Origin of the sequence: Changpingibacter yushuensis, from assembly GCF_014041995.1 — a bacterium.
GTDB classification, from domain to species: Bacteria; Actinomycetota; Actinomycetes; order Actinomycetales; family Actinomycetaceae; genus Changpingibacter; species Changpingibacter yushuensis.
In genome coordinates this window covers 551,447-578,285 of record NZ_CP059492.1, presented here as the reverse complement: position 1 = coordinate 578,285, position 26,839 = coordinate 551,447, and the positions used below count along the sequence as shown (strand labels likewise).

At 57.2% G+C, this 26,839-nt stretch carries 21 protein-coding genes; 8 read left to right on the top strand and 13 right to left on the bottom strand.

Annotated features, from left to right (window positions below):
- The first annotated feature begins 63 nt into the window (after positions 1 to 63).
- Positions 64 to 750 carry a response regulator transcription factor gene (locus H2O17_RS02390; protein WP_182050168.1) on the top strand — a complete coding sequence of 229 codons (687 nt, stop codon included), beginning with the start codon at positions 64 to 66 and terminating at the stop codon, positions 748 to 750.
- A 197-nt stretch (positions 751 to 947) separates the two neighbouring features.
- Here H2O17_RS02390 and H2O17_RS02385 read toward each other — a convergent pair whose 3' ends face one another.
- The 5 genes from H2O17_RS02385 to H2O17_RS02365 all read right to left on the bottom strand — a co-directional run bounded on the left by H2O17_RS02385 (position 948) and on the right by H2O17_RS02365 (position 8,312).
- Positions 948 to 2,675: a dipeptide ABC transporter ATP-binding protein gene (locus H2O17_RS02385; protein WP_182050167.1), complete on the bottom strand. Its 1,728-nt coding sequence runs from the start codon at positions 2,673 to 2,675 to the stop codon at positions 948 to 950.
- On the bottom strand, positions 2,675 to 3,625 hold the full coding sequence (locus H2O17_RS02380; protein ID WP_182050166.1) for an ABC transporter permease: 951 nt from the start codon (positions 3,623 to 3,625) through the stop codon (positions 2,675 to 2,677). The genes H2O17_RS02385 and H2O17_RS02380 overlap by 1 nt, the downstream gene beginning before the upstream one ends.
- Positions 3,618 to 4,544, bottom strand: a complete 927-nt coding sequence (locus tag H2O17_RS02375; RefSeq protein WP_182050165.1) for an ABC transporter permease — start codon at positions 4,542 to 4,544, stop codon at positions 3,618 to 3,620. Before H2O17_RS02375 ends, H2O17_RS02380 begins: the two co-directional genes overlap by 8 nt.
- A 100-nt stretch (positions 4,545 to 4,644) precedes the next feature.
- Positions 4,645 to 6,267, bottom strand: a complete 1,623-nt coding sequence (locus H2O17_RS02370) for a peptide ABC transporter substrate-binding protein (protein WP_182050164.1) — start codon at positions 6,265 to 6,267, stop codon at positions 4,645 to 4,647.
- A 668-nt stretch (positions 6,268 to 6,935) separates the two neighbouring features.
- The gene (locus H2O17_RS02365; protein ID WP_246311307.1) at positions 6,936 to 8,312 is read right to left on the bottom strand and encodes an amino acid permease; all 1,377 of its coding nucleotides are present in this window, start codon (positions 8,310 to 8,312) and stop codon (positions 6,936 to 6,938) included.
- Between the two features lie 71 nt (positions 8,313 to 8,383).
- On the opposite strand from H2O17_RS02365, the gene def reads away from it, so the two are divergent.
- A complete protein-coding gene (gene def, locus H2O17_RS02360; protein ID WP_182050163.1) occupies positions 8,384 to 8,944 on the top strand; it encodes a peptide deformylase in 561 nt (186 codons plus the stop codon).
- Positions 8,945 to 9,058: 114 nt separating this feature from the next.
- On the opposite strand, the gene H2O17_RS02355 is transcribed toward def, so the two are convergent.
- From H2O17_RS02355 to H2O17_RS02325, 7 genes are all read right to left on the bottom strand, one after another.
- Positions 9,059 to 10,831, bottom strand: a complete 1,773-nt coding sequence (locus tag H2O17_RS02355) for a dipeptide ABC transporter ATP-binding protein (protein WP_182050162.1) — start codon at positions 10,829 to 10,831, stop codon at positions 9,059 to 9,061.
- A complete protein-coding gene (locus H2O17_RS02350; RefSeq protein WP_182050161.1) occupies positions 10,828 to 11,868 on the bottom strand; it encodes an ABC transporter permease in 1,041 nt (346 codons plus the stop codon). Before H2O17_RS02350 ends, H2O17_RS02355 begins: the two co-directional genes overlap by 4 nt.
- On the bottom strand, positions 11,868 to 12,971 hold the full coding sequence (locus H2O17_RS02345) for an ABC transporter permease (protein WP_182050160.1): 1,104 nt from the start codon (positions 12,969 to 12,971) through the stop codon (positions 11,868 to 11,870). The genes H2O17_RS02350 and H2O17_RS02345 overlap by 1 nt, the downstream gene beginning before the upstream one ends.
- A 94-nt stretch (positions 12,972 to 13,065) precedes the next feature.
- Positions 13,066 to 14,700, bottom strand: a complete 1,635-nt coding sequence (locus tag H2O17_RS02340; protein ID WP_182050159.1) for an ABC transporter substrate-binding protein — start codon at positions 14,698 to 14,700, stop codon at positions 13,066 to 13,068.
- Between the two features lie 438 nt (positions 14,701 to 15,138).
- Positions 15,139 to 16,632, bottom strand: a complete 1,494-nt coding sequence (locus H2O17_RS02335; protein WP_182050158.1) for a multicopper oxidase domain-containing protein — start codon at positions 16,630 to 16,632, stop codon at positions 15,139 to 15,141.
- Positions 16,613 to 18,004, bottom strand: a complete 1,392-nt coding sequence (locus H2O17_RS02330) for a hypothetical protein (RefSeq protein WP_182050157.1) — start codon at positions 18,002 to 18,004, stop codon at positions 16,613 to 16,615. Before H2O17_RS02330 ends, H2O17_RS02335 begins: the two co-directional genes overlap by 20 nt.
- Before the next feature lie 5 nt (positions 18,005 to 18,009).
- On the bottom strand, positions 18,010 to 19,290 hold the full coding sequence (locus H2O17_RS02325) for a hypothetical protein (protein WP_182050156.1): 1,281 nt from the start codon (positions 19,288 to 19,290) through the stop codon (positions 18,010 to 18,012).
- Between the two features lie 105 nt (positions 19,291 to 19,395).
- On the opposite strand from H2O17_RS02325, the gene H2O17_RS02320 reads away from it, so the two are divergent.
- The 3 genes from H2O17_RS02320 to H2O17_RS02310 all read left to right on the top strand — a co-directional run bounded on the left by H2O17_RS02320 (position 19,396) and on the right by H2O17_RS02310 (position 21,049).
- Positions 19,396 to 20,031 (top strand): helix-turn-helix transcriptional regulator, encoded by a 636-nt coding sequence (locus tag H2O17_RS02320; protein WP_182050155.1) that lies wholly within the window; start codon positions 19,396 to 19,398, stop codon positions 20,029 to 20,031.
- A 143-nt stretch (positions 20,032 to 20,174) separates the two neighbouring features.
- Positions 20,175 to 20,552 carry a DUF488 domain-containing protein gene (locus H2O17_RS02315; protein ID WP_182050154.1) on the top strand — a complete coding sequence of 126 codons (378 nt, stop codon included), beginning with the start codon at positions 20,175 to 20,177 and terminating at the stop codon, positions 20,550 to 20,552.
- Between the two features lie 47 nt (positions 20,553 to 20,599).
- Positions 20,600 to 21,049 (top strand): VanZ family protein, encoded by a 450-nt coding sequence (locus H2O17_RS02310; protein WP_182050153.1) that lies wholly within the window; start codon positions 20,600 to 20,602, stop codon positions 21,047 to 21,049.
- A 465-nt stretch (positions 21,050 to 21,514) separates the two neighbouring features.
- Here the strand turns inward: H2O17_RS02310 and H2O17_RS02305 are convergent, their stop codons facing one another.
- Positions 21,515 to 21,688 carry a hypothetical protein gene (locus tag H2O17_RS02305; protein WP_182050152.1) on the bottom strand — a complete coding sequence of 58 codons (174 nt, stop codon included), beginning with the start codon at positions 21,686 to 21,688 and terminating at the stop codon, positions 21,515 to 21,517.
- 1,948 nt (positions 21,689 to 23,636) lie between these two features.
- Between H2O17_RS02305 and H2O17_RS02300 the strand changes: the two genes are divergently transcribed.
- Genes H2O17_RS02300 through H2O17_RS02290 form a run of 3 tightly spaced genes read left to right on the top strand, consistent with a single transcriptional unit; the run spans position 23,637 to position 26,607 of the window.
- Positions 23,637 to 24,359, top strand: coding sequence for a WecB/TagA/CpsF family glycosyltransferase (locus H2O17_RS02300; RefSeq protein WP_182050151.1), 723 nt, complete (start codon positions 23,637 to 23,639; stop codon positions 24,357 to 24,359).
- Positions 24,349 to 25,452 (top strand): glycosyltransferase, encoded by a 1,104-nt coding sequence (locus tag H2O17_RS02295; protein WP_182050150.1) that lies wholly within the window; start codon positions 24,349 to 24,351, stop codon positions 25,450 to 25,452. The genes H2O17_RS02300 and H2O17_RS02295 overlap by 11 nt, the downstream gene beginning before the upstream one ends.
- A gap of 48 nt (positions 25,453 to 25,500) precedes the next feature.
- Entirely contained in the window at positions 25,501 to 26,607 is a 1,107-nt protein-coding gene (locus H2O17_RS02290; RefSeq protein ID WP_182050149.1) for a glycosyltransferase family 2 protein, read from the top strand.
- Positions 26,608 to 26,839: the final 232 nt, after the last annotated feature.

Sequence of the window (26,839 nt, the reverse complement as noted above, 5' to 3'; positions counted from 1 at the left end):
TGCGCATCACGAAGCTGACCTAATCGCCATGAAGCCGAACCACGCACACTCAAGGTGAATTCCATGGACAAGATCGTCACGGTCTCGATCATCAATGACTATTCCGTCATCGTCGAAGGCGTAGCGCGGATGTTGGAACACGACACGCGAATCAAGGTTGTGGAACTCGCTGACGTGGCCAATCTAGGTGAGCCCGTAGACGTCGCGCTGTACGATTCCTTTGCTTCCATGTCTAGAGCCAGCCACCTGAAACATCTATGCGAAGATCCGCGTTTCTCACGTGTGGTGGTCTATTCGTTCCGAGCAGATCCACAGATCATCGCCGCTGCGCTAGCCATTGGAGCAGACGGCTACATCACCAAGGATACGGACGCGCGAACCCTCGCAGAGACACTGGTACGGGTGGCAAACGGCGAACGGGTAGTTCAGGTACGCGGAGTGAAGCCGGAGCCCGGCGAAGTTCAGGAAGCCGCAATTCCACTTATGCGCAACCGCAGGCCCCATACCCTGTGGCCTGGCCAACGGAACGGGCTCACGCCACGCGAAGCCGAAATCTTTGCGCTCATCACCCAGGGCCTCACGAATCAGGAGATTGCGGAGAACTGCAACATTTCGATGAACTCGGTGAAGACTTACATCCGGCAGGCATACCGAAAAGTGGGTGTGGAGCGGCGTAGCCAAGCTGTGTTGTGGGGCGCGAAGAATGGGTTACTCCCCAGCACTGAGCACGCCCTCATTGTGAACGAGTAAGGCCGAGAGAACGAACGCGGCTAGGCAGACGCGCAGGGCTAACAAAACGAACGCGGCTAGGCAGACGGGCCGGGCCAAGAAAACGAGCAGGGCCAAGAGAACGGGCAAGGCCAAGTGAACGAGCAAGGCGGGCGCGGCTGTAGCCGCGCCCGCCTTTGCCTTCACCCCGCAGGTCTAGCGGTGTGTCAGCACGATTCTCACATGCCCAGTTCGATTCCTCGGCCCGGAACAGCGTCGATGAGTTCGCGCGTGTAGGCCTGCTGAGGATGAGCGAACAGTTGGTCCGTGGGGCCCGCTTCGACCACGCGGCCCTTCTCCATCACCACGACGTCGTCCGCCATCTGGCGGACCACGGCCAAGTCATGGGTAATGAACAAGTAGGAAAGCCCCAGTTCCGCCTGCAAATCGTTGAGCAGGTGGAGAATCTGATTCTGAACTAGGACGTCCAGTGCGGATACCGCCTCATCCAACACCACAACTTCCGGGCCGAGTGCCAGCGCACGCGCAACTGCAACGCGCTGGCGTTGACCACCGGAGAGTTCGTTGGGATAGCGACGCATGGTGGAACGCGGCAAGGCAACCAGATCGAGCAACTCAGAAACGCGCAGTTCGCGTTCCTTGTCATTTCCGATCTTGTGCACCTTGAGAGGCTCCTCGATGACCCGGAAGATCGAGTACATCGGATCCAGCGATCCGTATGGATTCTGGAACACCACTTGCATCTTGCGGCGTAGTGCAAGGAGCTCCTTGTTGGCGAAGGATGAAGTGTCCTGACCGTCGTAGAAGATCTTGCCCTCAGTGGGATCAAGCAGGTGCAGCACCATGTTCGCCACGGTCGACTTGCCGGAGCCCGACTCGCCTACCAGCGCGAGCGTGGTTTTGCGGCGCACATCGAAACTGACATGGTCGACAGCGCGAAGTACCTTGGCCTCGCCCTTCGCCCCGCGCACATCGAAATCGCGCACCAAATCCTTAACGCCAATGATCACATCAGTGGAGGTAGCTCCCGCGCCCGCGCCCGTCAGTTCTTCTTCAGTTACCTGAACGCCTGCGGCGTGGGCCGATTCAATGCGAGCAGATGCGAGTGAAGGCGCTGCCTTCACGAGGCGCTGCGTGTAGGGGTGCTGAGGATGCTGGAGAATCTCCAGCGCTGGCCCAGATTCCACGATGCGGCCACGATGCATCACGATGAGGTGCTCAGCGCGCTCAGCAGCCAAACCCAAATCGTGCGTAATGAACAGAACCGCGGTTCCCAGCTCCTGAGTCATCTCCTGCATATGATCCAAGATCCGACGCTGGACGGTCACGTCCAACGCGGATGTCGGTTCATCGGCGATGAGCAGCTTGGGGCTAGCGGCCAAGCCGATAGCAATGAGTACGCGCTGGCGCATGCCACCGGAAAACTCGTGAGGGAATTGCTTGGCGCGGCGTTCCGCATCCGGCAGTCCAGCTTCCTCAAGGAGGTCGGCAACTCGTTGACCTTCCTCAGAACGAGGAACAACGTGGTTGGCCCGCAGCGCTTCCTTCACCTGGGTACCGATACGCCACACGGGATTGAGGTTGGTCATGGGGTCCTGAGGAACCATGCCAATCTCTTTGCCGCGGACGGACTCCATCTCCTTGTCAGACAGATGCGTGATGTCACGCCCCGCCAACTCGATGGTTCCGCCCGTCACCTGACCGGTGCCGGGAAGTAGGCCGATCACAGCGGCCGCGGAGGTGGACTTGCCAGATCCAGATTCACCCACGATGGCAACAGTCTGGCCGGGGTAAATCACGAAGCTTGCTTTGCGAACCGCGGGCACCATGCCAGTCGAGGATCGGAAGGAAACCTCAAGATCAGTCACCTTCAACAGCGGTTCGAGCTCTTCGCGCTCGGGTACCGCCACGGCTTCAGCCGATTGGTTGGAGATTGATTGTGTCATTACTTGCGTGCCTTCGGATCAAGGGCGTCGCGTACCACGTCGCCCATCATGATGAAGCTCAGCACCGTTAGTGCCAGAGCCATAGCCGGGTAGAACAGGATCATTGGAGCAGTTCTCAAGGAGGCCTGAGCTGTTGAGATATCCCCGCCCCACGAGACGATCGAAGGCGGCAAGCCAATACCCATGAAGGACAAGGTGGCCTCGGTAACGATGAATGTTCCAAGTGCAACCGTGGCGTACACGATCATTGGCGCTGCCGCATTGGGCAGGATGTGGGAAATAAGGATCCTTGCCTTCGATGTGCCCAGAGCGCGAGCCGCAGTCACGTACTCCTCATTCTTGGCTGACATCACAGCACCACGCGTGATTCGTGCGATCTGCACCCAGCCGAAGATCGCCAGCACCACCACAACCATCGCAACGTTGCGGTTGTCCTTGAAGAGCTGCATGATCACAATAGCAGCCAAGATCAGCGGAATCGCGAAGAAGATGTCAGTGACACGCGAAATTAGTGAGTCCAGCCAGCCACCAATGTAGCCCGCGAGCGAACCCAAAACTCCACCCAGAATAACCACTGCGATCGTGGAGAGGACTCCAACTGATACCGATGCGCGAGCACCGTAAATGACGCGCGAGTAGATGTCGCATCCCTGACGGTCAAAACCAAATGGATGACCACTTGTGGGACTTCCCTGAGAGTTGGCCAGATCGCAGTAGCGTGGGTCAACCGAGGTGAAGAGCTGCGGGAAGATCGAAATTGCCAGTGCAACAAAGATGATGATCGCGGATATCCAGAACAGAGGGCGGCGCCGCATGTTGCGCCACGCTTCTTTCCATAACGACGACGGCGCGCGGTCGTCGTCGACAGCGTCTACGGCACCGAGTCCGGTTTCGTCTGTTTCCGATACGTAGTGGCCCTGGTACGGGTGAGCCGTTGGGAAATTACTCATAACGAATCCTTGGATCGAGCACTGCATAAAGAAGGTCAACAAGGAGGTTGACAATAATGTAGATGAGAACCATGACGGTGGTAATTGAAACGACCGTGGAAGGCTCACCCTTAAGTACCGCTTGGTAAAGCGTTCCGCCAATGCCGTTGACGGCGAAGATACCTTCCGTCACGATTGCGCCACCCATCAATGCGCCTAGGTCGCCACCCAAGAAGGTGACCACCGGGATGAGTGAGTTACGCAGAATGTGGCGAGTCATGACGGAACCATTTGACATGCCCTTGGCACGTGCTGTGCGAACGAAATCAGCAGAGACGTTCTCAACAACAGACTGGCGGGTCAATCGGATCACATATGCCAGTGATCCGATGGAAAGCACAATTGCAGGCATCAACAGACTTCGGAAGCTCACGTTTGGCCCAACCGTTGCAGGGAGTATCCCCCACTTCACGCCCACGAAGTATTGCATCAAGAAGCCCATCACGAAGATGGGAACAGAGATGAATACCAATGAAAGCACCAGCGCGGAGGAATCAATGATTCCACCTTTGCGAACGCCAGCGATGACGCCAATGAGGATTCCCAACACTGCTTCAATGATGATCGCCATGAGGGCGAGGCGAAGCGTGATGGGGAATGCATGGCTGATGACGTCAGAGACGGCACGCCCTGAGAAGGTAGTGCCGAAGTCAAGCGTGAAGACGCCCTTGATGTACAGCAGATACTGCAACACGAAAGGCTTGTCGAGGTTGTATTCCTGTTCGATCCTTTGCCGAACGGCCTCCGTCACTCCGCGTTCGCCGCCGAGGGCAGCAACAGGGTCACCTGGAAGGAGGTACACCATCGCGAAGATGAGGAATGTCGCCCCAAAGAAGACTGGAATAGTCTGCAGGAGGCGCCGGCCAACGTACCGGAGCATATCGTTGTCCTTTGGTTTGATGAATTGAGGGTTGGTGTGGACCGGAAAATGAGGGAGGGGGCGGAAGCGAATCCGCGCCCTCCCTCATTTGGTCATTCAATCAGTTCTTGGTGACCGCGTAGTAGAGCGGGACCGAGTTCCAACCGAACACGACGTTGTCAACGGATTCGCCGTAGCCACCGGTGACGTTCGAGTACCAGAGCGGAATGGCCGGCAGATCGGTCAGGAGGATTTCCTGAGCCTGGTCGAGCAGTCCGTTAGCGGTGTCCACGTCAGATGCTGCCGCAGCCTGTGAAAGCAACGAATCGAACTCGGGGTTCGAGTAGTCGCCGTCGTTCGAACCTGCGCCTGTGGCGTAGATCGGAGCGAGGAAGTTGTACAGGCCCGGGTAATCGGCCTGCCAACCGGTGCGGAACGCGGTGGTGATGGTGCGGTCAGTAACCTCGGTACGCAGGGAAGCGAAATCGGGGTACGGTGCACCTTCAGCATCGATACCAAGAGTGTTCTTGATCGAGTTGGTCACAGCATCAACCCAGGTCTGGTGCCCGCCATCAGAGTTGTAAGCAATAGCGAAGGTTCCTTCCCATGGGGAGATGGCGTCAGCCTGAGCCCACAGGTCAGCAGCGCGATCCGGATCGTAGGTCAGGATGTCTGAGCCTTCGAGGGAATCGTTGAAGCCGTCCACGACTGGTGACGTGAAGTCAACGGCCGGGGTGCGGGTGCCAGAGAAGATCGTGTCGGTGATCTGATCACGATTGATGGAAAGCGAGATTGCCTCGCGGCGCAGCTGGCCTTCCTCGCCACTGAAGTGTGGGAGCGACTGAGGAATGGTGAAGGACTGGAACACAGCAGAAGGCTGGTTCACTGCGCGATCGCCAAGTTCATCTTCGAAGGTCGAAAGAGCCGAATCGGGAATGGCATCGAGGATGTCAAGGTTGCCTGCAGTCAGATCGGCGTAGGCCGCATCCTGCTGGGCGTAGAAGACGATTGTCACGCCACCGTTCTGAGCAGCGCGGTCGCCCTGGTACTCAGGGTTCGGAACGAGCTGAATCTGAACGTTGTGCTCCCATGCATCGTCGCTTGCAAGCATGTAGGGGCCGTTGCCAACTGGGTGCTCGCCACCGTTTTCGGTATCAGCAAGCGTTGAATCCGGCAGCGGGAAGAAGGCTGAGTAGCCAAGGCGCTGCGGGAAGTCGGATTCCGGCTGGTTGAGAGCAACGGTGAAGGTGTAGTCGTCCACCACTGTGAGGCCGGTGAGCTCCGAGCCAGCTTCATCCGAGTAGCCCTCAATTGGCTCGAAGAAGTATGCGCTCAGCTGAGCTTCGGAAACTGCGAGCTTCCATGCATCAACGAAGTTGTGAGCCTGAACCTCGGTGCCGTCCGAGAACTTCTGGCCTTCCTTGATCTTGATGGTGTAATTCTGGGAGTCATCGGTCTCGATAGACTCAGCCATCTCGTTGTGCGTGGCGCCTTCGGCGTCGTAGTACACGAGACCGGCGAAGAGCAGGTCGACGATTCGGCCGCCACCGGTTTCATTGGTGTTGGCTGGGATGAGCGGATTCTGTGGCTCGGAACCATTCGCGGTGACGATTCCGGTTGATGCTCCCGCTGTGCTTGAGGCATCGGCAGATGAATTGTCATCTGAAGCCGTTCCTGATGAGCAAGCAGAGAGCGCAAGAGCAAGTGCCGCTGGCACTGCCAGTAGGGACCGCTTGAATTTCATAGATTCTCCTGCGTCAAGATATGTGCGGCTTGTGTGGAGCCGATGACCCGGATGGGTCAGATATCCAAGTGCTCCATCCACGATGTGGACAAAGCGTCTTGCGGATGAGTGTAGTGTCCGAAAGATTAACGGAAAGTTACATGGCTCACCAGTGGTTGTGAGCGTGGTGTTATATTGACAGGCTGCTTTCATAGCCACGCAACACCCGAAAGCGTCTTTCTTTTTGCATCATCACCGGCTTGGATTCTTCCACTTTTTGGCGAATTCTCCGCCGATACAATCGCAGACTCACGCCCGAATCAACCACTAGCTTCCCCCCGACTCAACCGGCCCAATTCGGTTCAATTGGGCTGGAAAACGCGGGAATGGTCGAGACCTGGAACACACCGCGCGCCCCTTTCCAAAGTGCATCACTCCATCGGGCTTTGCACCGTTTTCCGCGCATAAGTTCAGGCAAGAGTGGGTGCACTCAAACGAAGGCGCATCATCATTACCACAGATCACCAACCACCTTGTGACCTTACTCACAAAACCAGCATTCCCAGAGAAAATCTCAGATAGTGATACGTTTTGAGCCGTCGGTGCGCGGACTTTGCGGGCGCCACGAAAGCCTCGCATCCGGGTGCTGAGCGGCCGTGGCCACCTCCACGCAGAGCCTTCACACCCGCTTACCGAGCCTTCGCACCCCAGCGCTTCTTAACCTCATACGCCCCAAGAAGGACCGCTAGCCACACGATCCCCACCGCGATGGCCGTGCGGTAGTTGGGAGAGAGTGCCATTTGAACAACCACGTAACCGAGGGCAACCAAGACGATCACAGTGGATACCTTGCCGCCGGGCAGCTTGAACGCGAGTTGAGAGACGCCATCTGCGCCGATTTTGGCCCTGAACTTCAGCTGCGTAATCATGATCATGACCCAGTTGATGATTCCGGCAATAAGTGCCACTGACAGCAGATAGCTGAAGGCGAACTCCTGCCACAGGAACACCACGAGCACAGAAACGAGGCCTGCGAGGGATGAGACCGTCACGCCAGCAAATGGGGCGCCACGGCTTGAAAGCCTCGTGAGGAATCCTGGGGCGTTCTTTTGGCCAGCAAGCGTGAAAAGCATGCGGCCATTGGAGTAGAGGGCGGAGTTGTATACGGAAAGTGCAGCAGTGAGAACCACAAGGTTGAGGATGTGTGCAGCGAAGCTGATACCCACGTTGTCGAAGATCTGAACAAATGGGCTGAGTTCGCCGTCGATCCGATTCCATGGAACCACTGACATGATCACGGCGAGTGACCCCACGTAGAAAATGAGAATGCGGTAAACGATTTGGTTGATGGCGCGCGGGATGGTGCGCTTTGGATCTTCTGCCTCACCCGCAGTCACGCCAATGAGTTCGATGCCTCCGAAGGAGAACATCACGGGTACCAGCGCCATGGCCGCCCCGCTGAAGCCGTTGGGGAACCAACCGCCTTCCCGCCACAGGTGAGTGAAGGAGGGATCTGGAAGGCTGGAGCTATTGTTGATCCCCGCGATCACCACAATTGCGCCCAGCACGATCATTCCAATGACGGCCACCACTTTGATGATGGCGAACCAGAACTCGAATTCACCGAACGCCTTCACGCTCACGAGGTTGATGAAAGTGATCACAACGAGCGCCACGAGCGCAGATACCCACGCCGGTACCCCCGGAAGCCAATAGTTGATATAGAGGCCAATTACGGAAAGTTCGGCCATGGATACCAGCACATAGTTGAACCAGTAGTTCCATCCGGAAACAAACCCTGCCCGGGGAGACCAGTATTCATATGCGTATAGCGAGAACGCACCTGATACTGGGTGATCCACCGACATCTCCCCCAATGCGCGCATCACCAAGAAGATAATGGCGCCGCCCACAAGGTAGGTGAAGAGGATACTGGGACCGGCCAGGGCAATCGATGATGCCGATCCGTAGAATAACCCCGTGCCAATTGCGCCACCTAGCGCAATCATCTGCACGTGGCGGTTCTTCAGGCTGCGGTGCAGTTCAGGTTCGTTGGCTTTGCTCACCACCGCAGAATATCCCGTATTCGCACGGCGCCCCGGGACTATCCGGCAGGTGGTGCGGCTAGGCTCGATACATGACTATTCTTCCCATCCTCATCTGGGGCGATCCCGTGTTGCATTCGCCCGCGCAGCCCGTTTCTGTGATCGACGACGACGTCCGCACTCTCATTTCCGACATGTTTGAGACCATGGACGCTGCGCCGGGTGTGGGGCTTGCGGCACCTCAGGTGGGGGTTCCACTGTGTATCTACACTTATTCCTTCACACCGCACGGTGGTGAGCTGTGGCGGGGAGCGATTATCAATCCGCAGCTGTGGATGATCCCCACGCGTTTTGGAGATCCAGATAAGCAGACGGAATCCGAAGGCTGCCTATCTTTCCCCGATTACAAGTTCCCCATCGTTCGATCCGACCATGTGAGGGTGAGCGGGCTAGATGTTGATGGCCAACCCGTTCAGATTGATGTGACGGGTTGGAAAGCTCGGATCATGCAGCACGAATTCGATCATCTCAACGGCGGCCTGTATATCAACCGTCTGGCTGAGCCCTACCGTTCGGAGGCGCTGGCTTCGGCCGAGGAGGAAGGGTGGGGAGTGCCCGGAAAGGCATGGCTCCCACAGGTGGAAGAAGGCTGAGGGAAAGGTATCCTTGCCCTCAGCCTTCACGCTTAGCAGCCGCAGCCGTTACGCTGATCTGCCTTCACGCCCAGCACCCGCAACCTTCGGGTTTAGCGGCTGGCAGCTTCACACTCAGTGCCCGGCAGCCTCACGTTCAGCTGCCACGATGCGTTCGAACTCCGCACGGCGGAGGGTTTGGGCATCGGGATCGGGAACAGGGAGGGAAGCCAGAAGGCGCTTGGTGTAGCCCTCCTGAGGGTTCATGAGGATGTCAGATCCGCGGCCCACCTCGATGAGCTCGCCGCGGTGTAGCACGCCGATTCGGTTGGCCAGCATGTCTACCACCGCAAGATCGTGGGTGATGAACAAGCAGGCGAATCCGAACTCTCGCTGGAGCTCCTTGAAGAGCTCTAGTACCTTTGCCTGCACGGAGACGTCCAATGCAGAGGTGGGCTCATCGGCAATAACCAACTTGGGCTCCAGGACCAAGGCACGCGCCAGCGATATTCGCTGGCGCTGACCGCCCGATAGTTCGTGGGGGTAGCGCCCAGCGTAGGCAGCGGGCAGTTGGACTGCTTCCAGCAGTTCAGCTACACGCTTCTTGCGTTCGCTAGCGTGGAGATCCTTGCGATGAATCACCATTGGTTCGGCAATCGCGTCACCCACGGTCAGGTGAGGGTCAAAGCTTGTTGCCGGGTCCTGAAACACGAATCCGATATCTTTGCGCACGGGCCGGAAGTCGCGTTCCTTAAACCCACGCATCTCGTGACCCAGTACGGTGAGCGATCCACCCGTCACCTTCTCGAGGCCCACCATCGCCCGGCCAATGGTGGTCTTTCCCGATCCGGACTCACCAACCAGCCCGAACACTTCGCCGTCGTGCAACTGGAGGTCTACTCCGCGCACAGCACGGAACGCCGGGCTGCCGAGCCGACCCGGATATGTGACCTCGAGCCCCTTGGCTTCAACCACGATAGGGTGGGACTGGAGCTCGTCGCGGTCAGCTTCCGACATGGTTCCTGAAACCGATGTGCGCCCCAGGTGGGGAACGGACGCGAGCAAGGCCTTTGTGTAATCGCGCTGCGGATCATAGAACAACTCATTCGCCGGTGCGCGCTCGATGATTTCGCCCTGATACATGACGGCCACCGAATCGGCCAGATCGGCCACCACACCCATGTTGTGGGTGATGAGAAGAATCGAGGTCTGGTATTCATCGCGGATCGCCCGCAGAAGGGCGAGGATCTCCGCCTGAACCGTCACGTCCAAGGCGGTGGTCGGTTCATCGGCGATGATGAGCTTTGCCCCCATCGCGAGCGCCATCGCAATAGCAATGCGCTGCTTCTGGCCACCGGAGAATTCGTGAGGGTAGTAGTTGATGCGCTTTTCGGGATCAGGGATGCCCACCATTTTCAGCACCCGCACGGCTTCAGCCCGGATCTCCTTCTTCTTCAGCTTCGGGTTGTGGGCGCGCAGGCCCTCCCCGATCTGCCACCAGATGGGAAACACGGGGTTGAGCGAGCCGGATGGCTCTTGGAACACCATCGCGGCACTTTCGCCGCGCAGCTTGCGGAGCTTGGCACCGCGTAGCCCAACAACGTTTGTTCCCTCAATAAGGATGGTGCCCGACGTCGTCGCCGTCTCCGGAAGGAGGTTGAGGACCGAACGTGCGGTGACGGTCTTTCCGGAACCGGATTCGCCTACGATCGCGAGGATCTCGCCCGGATCGAGGTAGAGAGATACGCCGTCCACTGCGCGCACATCACCCTGATCGGTGGCGAAATCGACGTTGAGGTCAACAATCTTGAGCCGGCGCGGCTGCGAGAGCTCATCTTCAAATTCTTCCTTGGAGTACGCCGTGCCGTTGAACTCCCGGTGGACTCCATTCCAGTCCTGTGCGCTCATGACCGCTCTCCTTCCGAATAGGTATCGGTTTCCTCAGAGACGATCTGGCTTTCCGAGATCGCCTTGGCGGCGTCGAGCGGAACTCGCTTCTTGGTGCGGCGGCGGGTGCGCAACCGTGGGTCGTTCAGATCGTTGAGCGATTCGCCCACCAAGGTGATACCCAAGACCGTCAAAACGATGGCGAGTCCGGGGAACACTGCTGTCCACCAGTTCCCGGCGGCGACGTCGGCAACTGCCCGGTTGAGGTCATAGCCCCATTCGGCGGCAGCTGTCTGCTCGATTCCGAATCCAAGGAAGCCCAGGCCAGCCAGTGTCAGAACTGCCTCAGAGCAGTTGAGAGTCAGGATGAGAGGCAGGGTGCGGGTGGAGTTGCGCAGCACGTGACCGAACATGATGGTGCGCCGTGGGGCGCCCACCACCTGAGAGGCTTCAACGAACGGTTCATTCTTCAAGCGCACGGCTTCGGCGCGAATAACTCGGAAGTACTGCGGTATGAACACCACGGTGATGGAGAGGGCCGCAGAGAGGATGCCGCCCCACGCGCTGGACTGACCACCCGAGATGACGATCGAAAGAACGATCGCCAGGAGGAGGGATGGGAAGGCGTAGACGGCGTCGCAGATCATGACCAGGATTCGGTCAAGCCAGCCGCCGATGTACCCCGAAATGACACCCAGAACCACGCCGATGATCGCGGAGGCGATTACCGCCAAGATAATCACGGCACACGCGGTGCGAGCACCCCACACCACGCGCGAAAACACATCGAAACCACCAACTGTTGTGCCCCAGATATTGACGCTGTTTGGTGGTTGCTGAGCGCCGAAGCTTCCGTCGGCGTTGGAACTCTGTGCCCAGCTGAACGGTGCGATAAGCGGCGCGAATATGGCGACGACGATGAGGATGGCCGTCAGTACGAGGCCAGCTACGAGCATCCCGCGTTGGAGGCCATGGGATCTGCGGACATCTGAAACGACTGGCAGACGCCAGAACCAATGCTCTCTCTTCACCTCAAGGGCAGCTGTATCGGTACTCATCAGTACCTCACTCTCGGGTCGATGAGGGCAGCAATGATGTCCACGATGAAGTTCACGACCGCCACGATAACGGCCATCATCATGACGATGCCCTGAACTGCTACATAATCACGGGCCTGCATGTACTGAGAAAGCATGTAGCCCAAGCCGCCCCACTCAAAGGTGGTTTCCGTCAGTACTGCGCCGCCAAGGCTCATCGCGATCTGCATACCCATCACTGTGATCACAGGGATCAATGCGGGGCGCAACGCGTGCCGTGCCACGAGCTTGGTCTCGCTCACTCCGCGGGAGCGAGCCGATTCGATGTAGGGCTGCTCCAACGTGCCAATGAGGTTGGTGCGCACCAAGCGGAGGAAAATGCCTCCGGTCAACATACCCAGCGCGATGGCGGGAAGCACAGCGTGTTCAAGCACATCGGCCACCAGACTCATATCACCCAACCGCAGGGCATCGAGCAAGTAGAGCCCAGTGGGATTAGTGATCTGACTGATCGTGAGCGCACCTTGAGAGGAAACGCGCCCGGAGGTGGGCAGAATGCCTAGGTTGATGGAGAAGATCAGTTTGAGGATGAGGCCAAGGAAGAACACCGGGGTGGCGTAGCCCAGGATGGCGAAGATTCGCAATACTGCATCAGGCCAGCGATCGCGGTAGCGGGCAGCAATCATGCCCAGCGGAATGCCGATCACCAGAGCCACAACCAAGGAGAACAGCACAAGCTCCAGGGTGGCCGCACCGTAGGTGGCCAGCATGGAGGAGACTTCGCGGTTATCTGAGAAGGTCGTTCCGAAATCGCCGTGAAGCATGTTCCACAGGTACTCGAGGTACTGGATGATGAGCGGGCGATCATATCCGGCGTCCGCAATGCGTTCAGCAAGCTGCTCAGGTGTGAGGCGCCCGCCAAGGGCTGCCGTGATGGGATCACCGGTTGCCCGCATCACGAAGAACACCACGGTGACCAAGATGAAGATGGTTGGGAAGATTAAGAGGAAACGGATGAAGATGTATCGGAGTAGCCCGCCTCCCCCGCGTTCGGTCTTCCCTTCATCGGGCGGAGTTAGGGCCGCAGCCTCCTCCGCAAGGGTTGGTGTGGGCTCTTCACTCATCTGTTCTCCTCGGTTATCGGGTACCAGCGCCCCGAATCCTCGGGGCGCTGGTACCTCTGCTTCATGAAACTAGTGGTGCGTCAGTGACTCACAGTCACTTCGTCACACCCGCCAAGCGGAGCTTGAATGAAGCGTCGAGTGTTACGCCAGAAACATCAGATCCGGCAACCGCCACCTGCTTGCCCTGGAGGAGCGGCAGAGTGGAGATATCGTCAGAAACGAGATCCTGAATCTTCTCAAGCGTTGCCAGGCGTTCGTCTGGATCAGCCTGAGTGACCTGCTCGGCAATCAGAGACTGCACTTCAGTATTCTCATAGTGGTTGGCTAGGAAGTTGTCAGCAGTGAAGAACGGCGTCAGGTAGTTATCCGGATCCGAGTAATCGGGGAACCAGCCCAGCTGGTAGGCCGGATACACATCTGCCACGCGGTCCTTGGAGTACTGCACCCATTCAGTGGACTGCAGATCAACTGTGAACAAGCCGGAGGATTCGAGCTGGCTCTTGATCGCTGCGTACTCATCGCCTGATGAGGAACCGTAGTGATCCGGGTTGTACTGCAGAGCCAAGGTCACGGGCGTCTCAATGCCAGCAGCCGCGAGGATCTCAGCAGCCTTGTCTGAATCCGGCCCACCTTCACCATCGCCATACTTGGTCATGAAGTCCTGAGTTGCTCCTTCAAGGCCTTCGGGAACGTAGGAATACAGCGGCGAGTAGGTGTCCTTGTACACGTCAGTTGCGATCGCTTGGCGATCAACCAAGTTGGCAACTGCTTGGCGAACTGCGAGCGCCTTGTCTGAATCAGCATCGGCAGTAGCTGCACCGAATGGCATCGTGTCGAAGTTGAACACGATGTAGCGGATTTCGCCACCAGGGCCCTCGACTACCTGAACGTTGTCATCATCGGAGAGATCCTCAACGTCAGTTGCGGAAAGTGAACGATAGGCAACATCAATCGCGTTCTTCTGAATATCCAACTTCATGTTGTTGGCATCCTTGTAATACGTGATCGTGACGCCGTCATTCTTTACGTCACCCAAGCTGCCCTGGTAACCATCGAATGGTTCAAGTGCAACGAGTTCGTTGAGCGTGTAGCTCGAAATCGAGTACTGGCCGGCGAACGGTTCAGCTGCCACGATTTCGTCGTCGGACAAAATGGAATCAGCTGGGAACACTTCCTCATCAACAATGGGGCCGGCGGGGCTCGAAAGCACCTGTGGCCACGTCTGGTCATTGGCGGCCTTGAGGTGGAACACCACAGTGACATCGTCAGGGGTATCAATGGAATCCAGCGAACCGAGCAGGCTGGATGGGCCATTGGGATCAGCGATGGCTAGCTGGCGTTCGAAGCTGAACTTGACGTCAGAGGACGTCAAATCATGCCCGTTGGCAAACGTCAGATCAGGCTTGAGCACCACGGTGTATTCCGTATCCGAGGTGAACTCGGCGGATGCGGCAATGTCAGGAGTGGGCGTGACGTCCTCGGCACCAGGAACGGTGTTGAGGAGGAATGGGTACACCTGGTTCATGACCATGAACGAGCCGTTGTCATATGAACCGGCCGGATCAATACTCGAAACCTTGTCGGTAGTACCCACAGTGAGTACGGAGGAATCGCCGCTCGCGCCAGATGACGTGGAATCACCTGAATCGTTAGACGTGGTCGCGCACGCGGAGGTCAGCCCCAGTATGGCTAACGCGGCAATAGCTGCTTTCGCAGATTTGCGAGACATCTTGTCTCCCTTCAATGTTTGGGCGTGTGGGCCCATATTCGCTTTGGCCGTGATGGCCCGCTGATGGGACGATCACTCGTCCCTTTGGGGAGAGTTTCCTCCTCTGAATGTTGCCATCATGTTTCATCTCACACTCTGACACACCACAAGGCAATGCCCGGCTGGTCCTTGACTTATGCGCACACGCGGTATCGAGCGGAAATGTGCCACATATGCCGCGCAAAGATGTCACATTGCGGACTTTGCTTCGATGTGGCTGGACCCACAGTTCGGGCAGGATCTTGCGTACTTTCTGGGCCGACGACGGCGCGCTCCACCCGTTCGCCTGCCCGCCCGGTCTGTTGGCCGCCGTTCCGTTGCCGCCCGTTCCGTTGCGTGGCCGTTCCTTTGCGTGGCCGTTCCGATGCCCGCCCGTTCCGCTGCCCACCCAACTCTGAGCTACTCCAAAACTTCCAGCACCCCATGTGCCCCTTTTTCAGCCAAGCTCATCTGGTGGTTGACGATCGCATAGTGCCCGGCCTCACTGGGAACGAACTCGACGAAGCCGCCTTCTGCGGCCTGGAGCGAAAGCACCTGCGCACCGGTTGTGCCTCGAGTGACCCCATCTGCCGACGTTCCGTGATACACGCTGTAGGCTCCTTCGCTCCACACCGTGTCAAACTGCGTGCCTACCACATGGAATGACCACGGGCTGTTCGGCCCTGCATCCAGCACCCACATTCGCACGCGCTCCCCCACCTTGGCAGTGAGCGGGTGGGCATCGTATTGGAAGGCGCGCCCGTTGAAAGCGACGACGTCGGGAATACCTGCCGCGACCTTCGTTGCGTCGGCCGCTTCACCATCAGCTCCGAGGTACATCTCGGACTGAATCAAGACGTAACTGCGGTCCACTTCTTCTAAGCCGTCAGGCTCAATCACAACGGCCCCAAACATGCCATTGGCAATGTGGCTGGACATGGGCATAGTGGAGCAGTGGTACATCCACACGCCGGAGCGGCCCGCCGTGAACGTGTATTCGAGGCTCTGGCCCGGTTCGATGGTGCGCATGGGTTCATCAGGGGCGAGTTCGCCGGCATGGAAGTCAATGGAATGGCCCATCGTGCCTTCGTTGACCAGCGTGATGTGGAAGGTATCCCCTACGCGCCCGTGCAAGATGGGCCCGGGCGAGGTCCCGTTGTAGGTCCACACGGCCCGCGTAACGCCCGCGGCGACCTCCTCGGTCCCCTCGGTCACAGTGAATGTGTAACTGTGTTCGGTTGAATCGTCCAGTTCGCTGAGATCGGCTGGGTAGGGTTCAGCGTTCTCCGCCGCCTCCGCAAGTTCCGCCATGGTGGGTACGCTCGAATCCGTTGCCGTGCTCGAATGATCCATGTCGCCCTCGCCCGAATCCGCGCTGGCAACCGAACTCGCATCCGCATCCGCGCCCGCATCCTCATCCGAACTCGCACCCACGGCCACCACGTCCAGCACCATGCCCATTTGCCGATGCCCGGGCAGCGAGCACCATCCTTCGAGGTCCTCGCTCACCACCCCCGCGTCCACAACCGCCTGCGCACCGGGGGCCACAGCGCCCGATTCGGCTCCGTTCGCAAACACGAGGTCGTGGCGTTGATCGCCTGTGTTGACGAAGGTGATCTGGAGCCTGTCACCGGCCGGTACCTCAATGCTGGAAGGCACAAACGCCATTCCGTCCACCTTCACGGTCACGTCCGTGGTGTGCCCGGTTTCCATCACCGACGACGACGCAGCGCCCTCACTCGCTTCTCCCACACCCGTACTCGCGTCCACGAGGCTCGGCCGCACGAGGAGTGCCGCCACACTGATGACCACCACAATCACTACGCCCACCACACGAGCGGCTGAGCGCGAAAGTGCGGTGCCTTCTTGACCGGGCAGCGTGCGCGGGCGACCTTCAGAGGTTGGGTTGGTCATTGTTCACTCCGTTCGTGGGGGCGGAAGAGTTGGAGGCGTTCGGAGGGGTGGGTATGTGTGATCTTGCGGTGATCACCCTGTTCGCTGTGCGGCCTGTACGCACTTGGCGGATACCTGCGATGGCAAGCGCGGCGACGTCGGCGGCGAAACAAGCCAAGACGATCACCCACCACGCGGTCAATGATCCTGCGCCGGAAATAGCGCTGGCGGTCAGAAGCGCGAGCGCGGCGTTGCGAACCATCACGCGAGTGGGAGCAGCAAACTCCAGAATCGCCATGCCGTGGCGCATCACTGCCGGGCCGCCGCCGATTACCACGGGCATGAGGTAGGCCAGGGCCGCCATAAGGACTTGCCCTAATCCGCCTGCACCGATGATGGGCAACCAAGGCAGATTGGCGGTGCGAAGGGCCGAAGCGCTCATAGATGTGAAGGCATGGAAGGCTACTGCCCCCAAGCCCACTGTGATCCAGATGAACGCGGCTGCCATAGTCCACGTGGCGTAGTTTGAGAGGCCTTTGGCACGTGCCGAAGCGATCATCGGCACACTAACTCCGAATCCGAGGCCCGCGGCCAGTCCCAGCAGGCCTATCCCAACTCCGGGCATCCACTCAATAACGGCGCAGGTGGCGGCTACCAGAATCGCGCCGGCCATCCACGGCAATGCGGCAACGGCTCGCGCAGGCGCGCCCGCATCCATCTTGGTGCGCAGGATTGTGGGCCACAGGGTAACCAGCGTGCCAGCGATTGTGAGGCCCACCCATCCGCACACGTTAACGAGGGCATGGGCAACCGTCATACCTTCGCGTGCCTCGAGCAGCCATGCGGGAGCGTGCGGGCCGAACATGGCCACCGTGAGGAATCCCGCCAGAATGCAGCCGAGCACGAGGAATGCAGCGGAAGCCACGTAATACCGCAGGACCACTGCGAAACGGTTCCCAAACTTGGCCCTCGAAGCGAGCAGCAGCGCCAAGCCGTGCCACGCGATGACGGCTCCGATGCCTGCTGCTCCGGCAACGGTTCCCCACACGTTGGCCGTCCACATTGCCACGACCAGCCCTACGAGCACCACGTTGAAGGCAATGGTTCGGGCGGTGGCGTCGCGGCCTGCACGCTTGTCCTGGGCTGGAAGGTGCAGGAGTGCGCGTGCGAAGAACCACGTCCACTGCATGATGGCGTTGCTCAGTACGCCGAGCGTGACAACGTGAATCATTGTCCAGAGAGGTTGTGGCAGCACGTTCTTGGTGGAAAGGCCCACGGCCATGACCGCGAGCGCGGCAACAAGCCAAGCGGTGGTGATGCGGTCGGTGCGGGCGCGGCGCGCGGACGTGGGCTTCTTGGGCCGGGATGCCGCCGGGCGTTCGGAGATGTCCATGTGCGTCACTTGGCTTCCTGGCTCTGAGTGGTTTCTGGTCTATGAGTGGTTTCTGGTTCCGATTCCCCTGCTGGGTCCGGCCCTGCCTCCACGCTGGATTCTCCTGCCGCCAACCGTGGCTTTCGCCCCGCCCCAACCAGGCTCACCGCAAGCACGAGGAACGCCAGCACTGCGCACACAGAGAGCGCACCGCCGAACTGCCATGGAACGGTCGCTTCCCGAGCGCCGGCAATCACTCTGATGAGCAGCCCTGCATGCAGTAGACCTGCCACTGCCCACATCGCCGGGTGATACGGCAGAGGCCTGCGCACGATCGCGGGGATGATCACAGGAGCGTGGGCAATCACCATGGAGAGCGCAAAGCCGATGGTGAGCGAGTGGACGGCGGCGTCGTACTGGAAGCCCGTCCACACCGGACCACTCACGATCCACAGGCCCGCTGAAACCAATCCCCAGACGTAGGCAAGGATCATGCAGGCAGCAGAAAGGCGGGGCAAGCCGGTGGAGCGGATGAGGTGGCGGGCGGCGTCATGGAGGCCGACGTCGATAAGCAGTACGGCAAGAGCGATGCCCAACAAGGGGTAGCCAATTGTGGGAGTGACCAGTGTGGCTACCAGCGTTAGGGTGAGCGCGGTGGATTCGGCGAGTACGCGCTGTTCGGTTGTGCCAGAGGCGAATGAGATACGGGCCAACTCGAGGCGCTCGCCAATGATTGTGAGCACCAGGAACATCACCCACCACGGAACGATGATGGCAACCTCGAATCCTCGTGCCCACATTGCTACTCCGCCCAAGCCGATGATCGCACCAAGCGCCTGCACCAACACTGAGTAGGAAGCTTGCCGGCGCCACACGGCCCAGTAGATCGCGGTGAAGAAGGCCATGGAAGCGAGCCATGCTCCTCCCGGAAGAGCCCTGCCACCCGGCACATCCACGCCAGCGATGGAAGCAATGAGTAGAGCAGCTGCGAGGCCACTGGCCGCAGGAGCTCCGTAAGCCCAAAGCCGGGACTTCTCGGCTTGCAGTGCCACGGCACGTTCCAGAGTGATGGCGGTACCGAGGAAACCATAGACCATGAGGATGCCGTGGGCAGACGCGAGCGAATCCGAATGCACGGGCGCGGGCACACCCAGCCTCAACAGGGCTGCGTTCAGGCCGCTCAGCACACTGACTGCAGCAAAGAGGAGCAGAACCAACCGCACCCGGGGAACGCGCCGGGATGCCTTGGGAACAGGTGCACCCGCGGGCGCCTCTGGCTTTCCCGCAGCGGTTTCAGGTTCCGCCATTGCCACTCCTTCACAACCGTGGTGCTCGTGGATCACCAGCTCAGCAGCTCACAACGTTCTTGATCTTCTCGAAGGATTATAGAGGATGGTGATAGTTTATATTCTATGAGTGATGCACAGAGCGCTAACGTGCACGCAGCACTGGCCGTGCCGGCTAGGCGGGAGCTGCTCGATGCCCTTGAGAGCGCTGGCCAGCCGCTAACTGCCCAGCAGATAGCAAAAGCAATCGGACTGCATGTCACCACTGTGCGGTTTCACCTTGACCAGTTGGAACAGGCCGGGCTGGTGGCGCGCGAGGTCCATCATGAGAGCCGCCGCGGCAGGCCGAGCGTGCGCTACCAGTCCACGGCTACGCATGGCGAGCAGGCCAGCGACCAAATGATTGGTGCCTTAGCCGGAATGCTGGCGACGAACGGAGCACCAGGCGAAGATCCCCGAGCGGCCGGCCTCCGCTGGGCGGCCGGCCTAGATCGCCCAGCCGGTGAACACCAGCAGGCCGTCGCCAGTGAATTCGCACGGATGGGCTTCTCCCCCACAATTGCCGGCAGCTCTATTGAATTGCATTCGTGCCCGTTCCGGGAGGCCGCTCGCGTTCACCCGGGCATTGTGTGCCAAGTACACCTCGGATTGGCGCAGGGCCTAGCAACCCGCACACACAATGGCGAACAGGCACATGTGGAGCTCGAACCCTTCGTAGCACCGGATCTGTGCTTGCTGCATTTCCTGCCTGAGGCCGGCTAACGAGTCCGGCAACTGGCGTACGGCAGCCGGACTCCCCAACTCCCCAACTCCCCGACTCCCCGACTCCCCGACTCCCCGACTCCCCGACTCCCCGACCATCAACACAAAGGAACAACGATGCGTCAACAAATTTGGACTATCTGATGGAAGTCCCGCAGGGATGGCACGTTCAGATCAAACGTGTATATGAGGCACCGGAAGCCAGTGACGGTTTCCGTGTTCTGGTGGATCGGTTGTGGCCGCGCGGGGTGAGCCATGAACGTGCAGCACTTGACCTCTGGTTGAAGGATGTTGCGCCCAGCCCGGAGCTACGCACGCAGTGGAATCACGACCCGGTCCACTTCGAGGAGTTCGCGCAACGGTATCGCGAAGAGCTCGATGAGAACCCGGCAGCGCGGCACCTCGAAGACCTCATCCAACGCGAGGGCACGGTAACGCTCATCTATGCGGCCCGCGACTCGAAGATCAACCACGCACGAGTGCTGCGGGACTACTTGGCGGCAGGCGAGCTGAGCACCTGAAATGGTCTGCCGCGGCCGCAAGCCGTGACCTGCGCTAATCTTGGCCCGTGCGCAGGAGTCAATGGGTTGGAGTTGCAGGGTTTACCCTCACGGCCCTCGTTGTGCTCGTGATAACGCTCAGCCCCAACCGGGTAGACGAGGGCCGCATGCCGGAGATCATCCGGTTTCTCACCTTCTGGCATAGCCACGGGTTACCAAGCTGGTTCAGATACAAGCAGCTCGAGTTCTCCGCCAACATCGTGATGACCATTCCTCTCGGACTCTTCGCGGGAATGGCGCTACCAAAGCCCAAGCGGCAGATCGCATTCATCGCGCTGCCAGTTATGGCTGCCTTGGTTGAACTCAGCCAAGCCCTGTTTCTTGCGGGCAGAGTTGCATCGATCTGGGACGTGGTAGCAAACAGTCTTGGCGCCTGGATCGGTTTGCTCGTCGCGATCTATGCCGACGCCGAATATGTCTGTCGCCAACGTACGGTGCTAAGGCAGCCGATAGAATAGCAACCAGTTCCGTCAGAACTCCTTGGCCGAGTCAGCGACTGCAGGCAGGACTTACACTTCGCCCAACACCAACCGCAGACGGAAGTGCACCCCAAGAACAGCGGGCCCTTCTCGAAAGAGAACCAATGCGGCGAAACCATCCAGACCGGCAAGAACCTGCTTCTCACCATCTTCGCACAGTGGTGAAGACCTTAGATGTTGCGCTTGAACGCCGCACAAACCCCATTTGGAAGGCTGGTCATTCTCGCGTTCACTCCAAAAGAGTGTTTACTGCGCCGGCTCGCTTGGGTGTTTGGTGCAGACTACTTCCCTTGCGTAGCTGTTGAGACGGTCGGAAAGCCGGAAGCTCGCGCCACTAGGTACGGGTCTCCATATCCAGCTGATAAGAACGGAAGAGCCGGCAGTGCAATCAGCGCGAATCTCAACGCCACCATGTTTCATCGCAAACACCATCTAGATCTGCCGCTAAGTAGGTCTATCTAGGACAGTCTTGGGCGACTCCAGACTGCCAGACTTCACCGTGCTGATTGGCGCTCTCATCAGTGCCAGAAGCAATGACGACTCGGCAGCAACAATCGGCAAGTTGGCGCCGATCGACCATCGGAACCACCACGAACGAGCAAACTGCACTAGTATCATGATGAAAATAGTGACGCCATCACGCATCAGTCCTTTTTGGAAATCAAGACGCTCACCAAGGCAGCGAGATCAATTACTCGTCCATTGCGGCGGTCAAATGACGAGGAACTCACAGTAGACACAGTTGCGCCGAAAATGCCACTGCCCCGTTCTGTCTCAGCGCGGCGCGCATGCGGCATGCCATTGTTATGCCGCGGTCAGTCTGAATCTCATAGAAAAACAAGTTATGCTGACCAATACCGCAGAAGGATCTGTGAGAATCACGGCGACATTCTAGCATTCAAGACTATTCTTCAGACTATCGACCTAGTCGGCATTTGACCCACAGTCACAACAGGACTGGCACATTTGGGATGCCACAGTTTCACTCCGCTTCCACCATGATTGCAGATTAGATTCTATTCATTTAGCACGTTTGTCGTTGTTCTTTCGCACCGATACGTGTCGTAGGCAATCATCCGCCATCGAATCATTCAGCTTTCTCATTGAGCGCGATGCAAAGAGTGTCAATCCGGGCTATTGCACGAGTAGGTTTCGTCATTCTGATCACCTGGTGGTTCTCGGTGGCATGTGCGCTCTAATCCATGACCATTTGGTTTACGGAGAGCAACAAATGCCTGTATCTTTCATCGTGGACTTTGCAATCTCGCTAGCTTTCACGTCTGGGTGCATTGTCGCTGACAATACCACTTAGGACAAGATATGCAGTCTTGGCATGTCTTTCGTGCGATCATCTTTTCGGAAACGAACGATTCCACTTGCTCGTCAACTGTCGCTGGACCTAATTGTAATGGCACTGGCGCTCAGGATGGTAGCGGGCGGAGCCTCCTGGATGACAACTCAGACTGTCTCTGGGAGCAGACCCCTATTGCGTATCGTGCAAACGGGGCATGACAGTAGGAACTGCAGTTTCAGTCAGGAGGACTCAAACACCCTGATGATCTCGCCGCATCGCCTATCTGAGCAAAGACCTTGTCAACCTATTATGTGCGTTATCTACTAAGTGCCGGTATGGCAGCCGCGCACCAACCGTCTACGGCACGCAGCTACATGTGGAATCGAAACACGTAAGGCAAATCCGAGTGCACGCGGCGGCCAGCACCATCGCTTCGCATTGCGTCAACAAGCTCAACACCTATCCCGGCGCGCGCGACAAGGCCACCTTTCATCCTCCACGCACCAGGATACCCGACAATCCGATCTAAACAGATTCAAGTCAACAGACCGGCATTGAAACGACTTCTGGAACTCAGGCAATATGCTCTTCTGGCGCCTACTCAAGGAACACAAACAATTGAAATCACGGGCCAATTGGGTCGCTTGGTACTTTTCCACCCGACACCGTCGTAGAATCTGTGACTGTCTGGTCGAAGATCGACGGCATCAGTAATGCCCAAGCTTCTTGCTATATCGTGGCGGCAGGTGGACTCTGCAGCTGCGCTAGTCTTTCATTGGCAGAACCCCGACGATTACACTTGAGTACCGGCGAAATGACACCTTCCTTAAGAGGGGATGTATACGATAGCCTAAAAAGAGGTGTTCGCGTGTCCTTTGAGGCGTGATACCGTTCTCTGGCCGATCTCGATCAATTCACCAGAACGAACAGCGAATCTGTCGGCAATTAACCCTCCAATTGCGTCCAATCTCAAGATGAGCTGAGAAGCAGGTCGTCCGTATGAAAGAACTCCGGTAACAGACGATCTCGATGTCTAGTCGAGAATCTCTATGTTGTCTTCGTTCCCAATCGAGACACTTTTCAGTCTCTAACTGAAAGACGCGACTACAATAGGCGCTAACAATCCGGTTCACGAGTATAGACAGCTATTGGCAGGATGCAATGACGTGTAATCACTTTGCTCAACCCAGACCGACCACCGAGCCATTTCCCGGACGTGTAAGGGGTCTACTTCTTGGGGTTGATGTCACGCCCCTGACGAGAGATCAGCTTTTGGCTGCAATTGTCGCGCTCAAGAACCATTCAGGACAGCACTTCGTTCTAGGCCAGAACCTTCACAGCGCGTACCTTTACCGTAAAGACCAACAGCTTAAGGCTCTGTATGACAGAGCCGCAATTGTGATCGCCGATGGAAAACCAGTACAGGTTGATACGGCAATCACCATGCGACTTCGAAAAGGGCTTGCCGTAACACGTGTTGAACGAATCGGGTCAACTGACTGGCTTGAGATGCTCGTGAGGACCGGAGCCTTTTCGCGTATTGCGGTAATTGGAGCCATCGAAAGCGCGAACGTGTCGTTTATCACCCTACTCAAGCAACACTGTAGCTCGGCGACATACCTGTCACTGCCCGGCGAGCTTTGGAACTCCAAGAGTGAAGAGAACACCGTAACTGCAATCCAAACGTTTAAACCTGACTTGGTGCTGATTGGTCTTGGAATGCCGCTGCAAGAGAGCTTTCTAATTAGGAATGTTGAGCGGATTCCAGAAGCGATTTATGTTGTAGTTGGAGGTGCTATAGACCAGCTATCTGGTGTGCAGGCCCTCGCCCCTCGCTGGCTTGGACGAATCGGCCTTGAATGGCTCTGGCGTTTATGTGCGCATCCTCGCAGGTTGGCCTACCGGTACTCCGTTGAACCCGCTCTACTCCTGGTCGAGCGGACTCGAGAAGTGTGGCGCCTATTGAGCGATCGGAGTCGACCATATGAGCACTGAAAACCGCATCGTCTTTGTTCAGCCCCATCTCCGCTTTGGCGGAGCAGAGAAGCAGACCGCTTTGATACTAAATAGCTTAGTAGACTCTGGCAACAGCTGCACGCTTATCCTACACCGCAAGGAGGGCGGCCTCCTAAATACACTTGACCCGAGGATCAGAATCATCGATCTTGGATTTCAGAGCCACCTCCGGATTCCATTTGGCGTACTGAAATTGGCAAACATACTGCGTGAGATCGAGCCTTCAGTGATCGTCGCCAGACTTTGGTCATCAATTCTGACTGTGGGCATCGCAAAACGCTTTGCTCCACAACACAACTACTTCTTTTATGAGGATCTTGACCCACGCAATCATACTGACTACATTCGCTTCGGCAAGATCAAGAAGAGCCTTGTGAAGCGAGTGTTCAATCAGAACTACGACAAACTAATCGCAAACACGGAACATGTTTCAACCGCTATGTGCGAAGAATACTCGATTCCGTCCAAACCCCAAGTGATTGAATGCGGTATTGATACCAGCGAGTGTCGTGGACTAGCCTTGGCATCTCCTGCCGCTCCCATATCAGATTCAAGAGATTTCCTTCGTATTGTTACTGTAGGAAGCTTAACTGAGAGAAAAGGAATAACGCAGCTCTTCAACATACTTAAGGAAATGACGATACCGATTCACTGGACATTGGTCGGACAAGGTCCACTTCGCGACACCTTGCTTCACGAATCCAGGTCCGAGAACGGAAATCTCACAGTCTCAATCATAGATGGCACTGACAACCCATATCCATATATCGCAAGTTCTGACTTACTTCTACATGGCGCACTTAGTGAGTCCTTTGGGATTGTACTGGTTGAGGCGATTGCCCTTGGAGTCCCAGTCATTGCAAACGCCGCCAATGGGCCTGCTGAAATCAAGAGGCAGCTTCCAAATGCAGAGGTATCTCTCTTGTGGCTGGAACGCGAACCCGAGGAACTGGCTAGCCTTCTTCAAAGGTACTATCGTGATATGGACGTGCGTCAGCGCCGGTTCACGGCGGATCTCGGACCATATGAGTTATCTGTAGTGTTAGAGAAGTGGCGCTCATTGATGAGCTAGCGGTCTTTCACGACCGATTGGCAAGACGTCCTAGAATGGTAGTATCATTTGATTGCGATTGATCTGAACATAAGCGTCATCGTTCCAGCGTATAATGCGGAAGCTGCCATAGAGCGCTGCATTCACTCTATTCAAGATCAGACTCTGCAACCCGTGGAGATCATAGTTGTTGACGATGGGTCGACAGATTCTACGCTTGCTATTGTCACCGAATTAGCTGATGCGGATCATAGAATTAAAGTTGTTTCGCAAGCGAATGCTGGGGTTTCTGCTGCACGAAATCTGGCACTGGATTACTGTTCTGGTGATTACATTCTATTTGTGGATTCCGATGATTGGATTCATCGCGAAGCACTGTACCGCCTTTCCTATCCTCTCGCTACAGGAGAGGCTGAGCTAAGTCGCATGCAATATCAAATGGTAGAGAACACAACCAACGTAGCTGCGAATGCCCGCATTCGGCCCCGTGTATATCAGTCTTTTGCGGATCTTGAAGCTATTCAAAGAGCTTTCCTTGGCGGCGATGAACCGTGCTACTTGTGGCTGTTCTTGTTTCCAGCTCAACTTTTGGACGGCCGCCGATTTGACATAAGCTTGGCATGGATGGAAGATGTTGTATTTCTCGCTCCGATCCTATTTGAAGTTCATTCAATTGCGATTCTTGACTACTGCGGGTATTTCTACTTTCAGAACCCGGTTGGTGCTACTTCGAGTCCAAGGCACATGATTAGGAACATTGTCACCCAGACAAATATATTGCTTGAGATTGACAACATTGTCTCTTCATATAGCACCTCCACTCATTTGCGATCTTCTATTATTTCGGACAGGCTTTTGGCATTTGGTCGCTACATTGTTTCCTGCGTCGCAAATGATCGTCTGTCGATTGAAGAGCTTCAAATCGTGCACGCGACATTGTCGAAAGATCAGATATATTTCAGATATTTTCAGCTTTCGGGAGTTTCGTCGTTCTCTGTAGTAGGTTTGCTACTCGATATGGTAGTCAAAGGTAGAGAACGCAGTTTTTTGGTTTATTGTCGCTTCTTGGCGATGGCATACCGTTTTCGACACCAGATCCGAACAGTAGTTCAGCGGAGTTCGGAGCATTTTATTCGAACGCGTGCTCGTCGCCTTCTGCTTCAGAACGGATCATAGATCTGGTTCATCTGGAAAGGCAGCCGGTATATCATTAACTCTTGGCTCTCAGATCAGGCTTCGCAGGTTTACTTTGACACATCAGGCAGGCGAGTTGGATATTGCGCGAGATTCGCAGCGTGTTTACACATTTTTATAGGAATTTGGTGAAATGCCCCGGGGCTTTGCCTCATCCTTAATGAGGTCGCCAGTATGCTTGCGGCCTGGCCAACCTTGATAGATCTTGAATAAC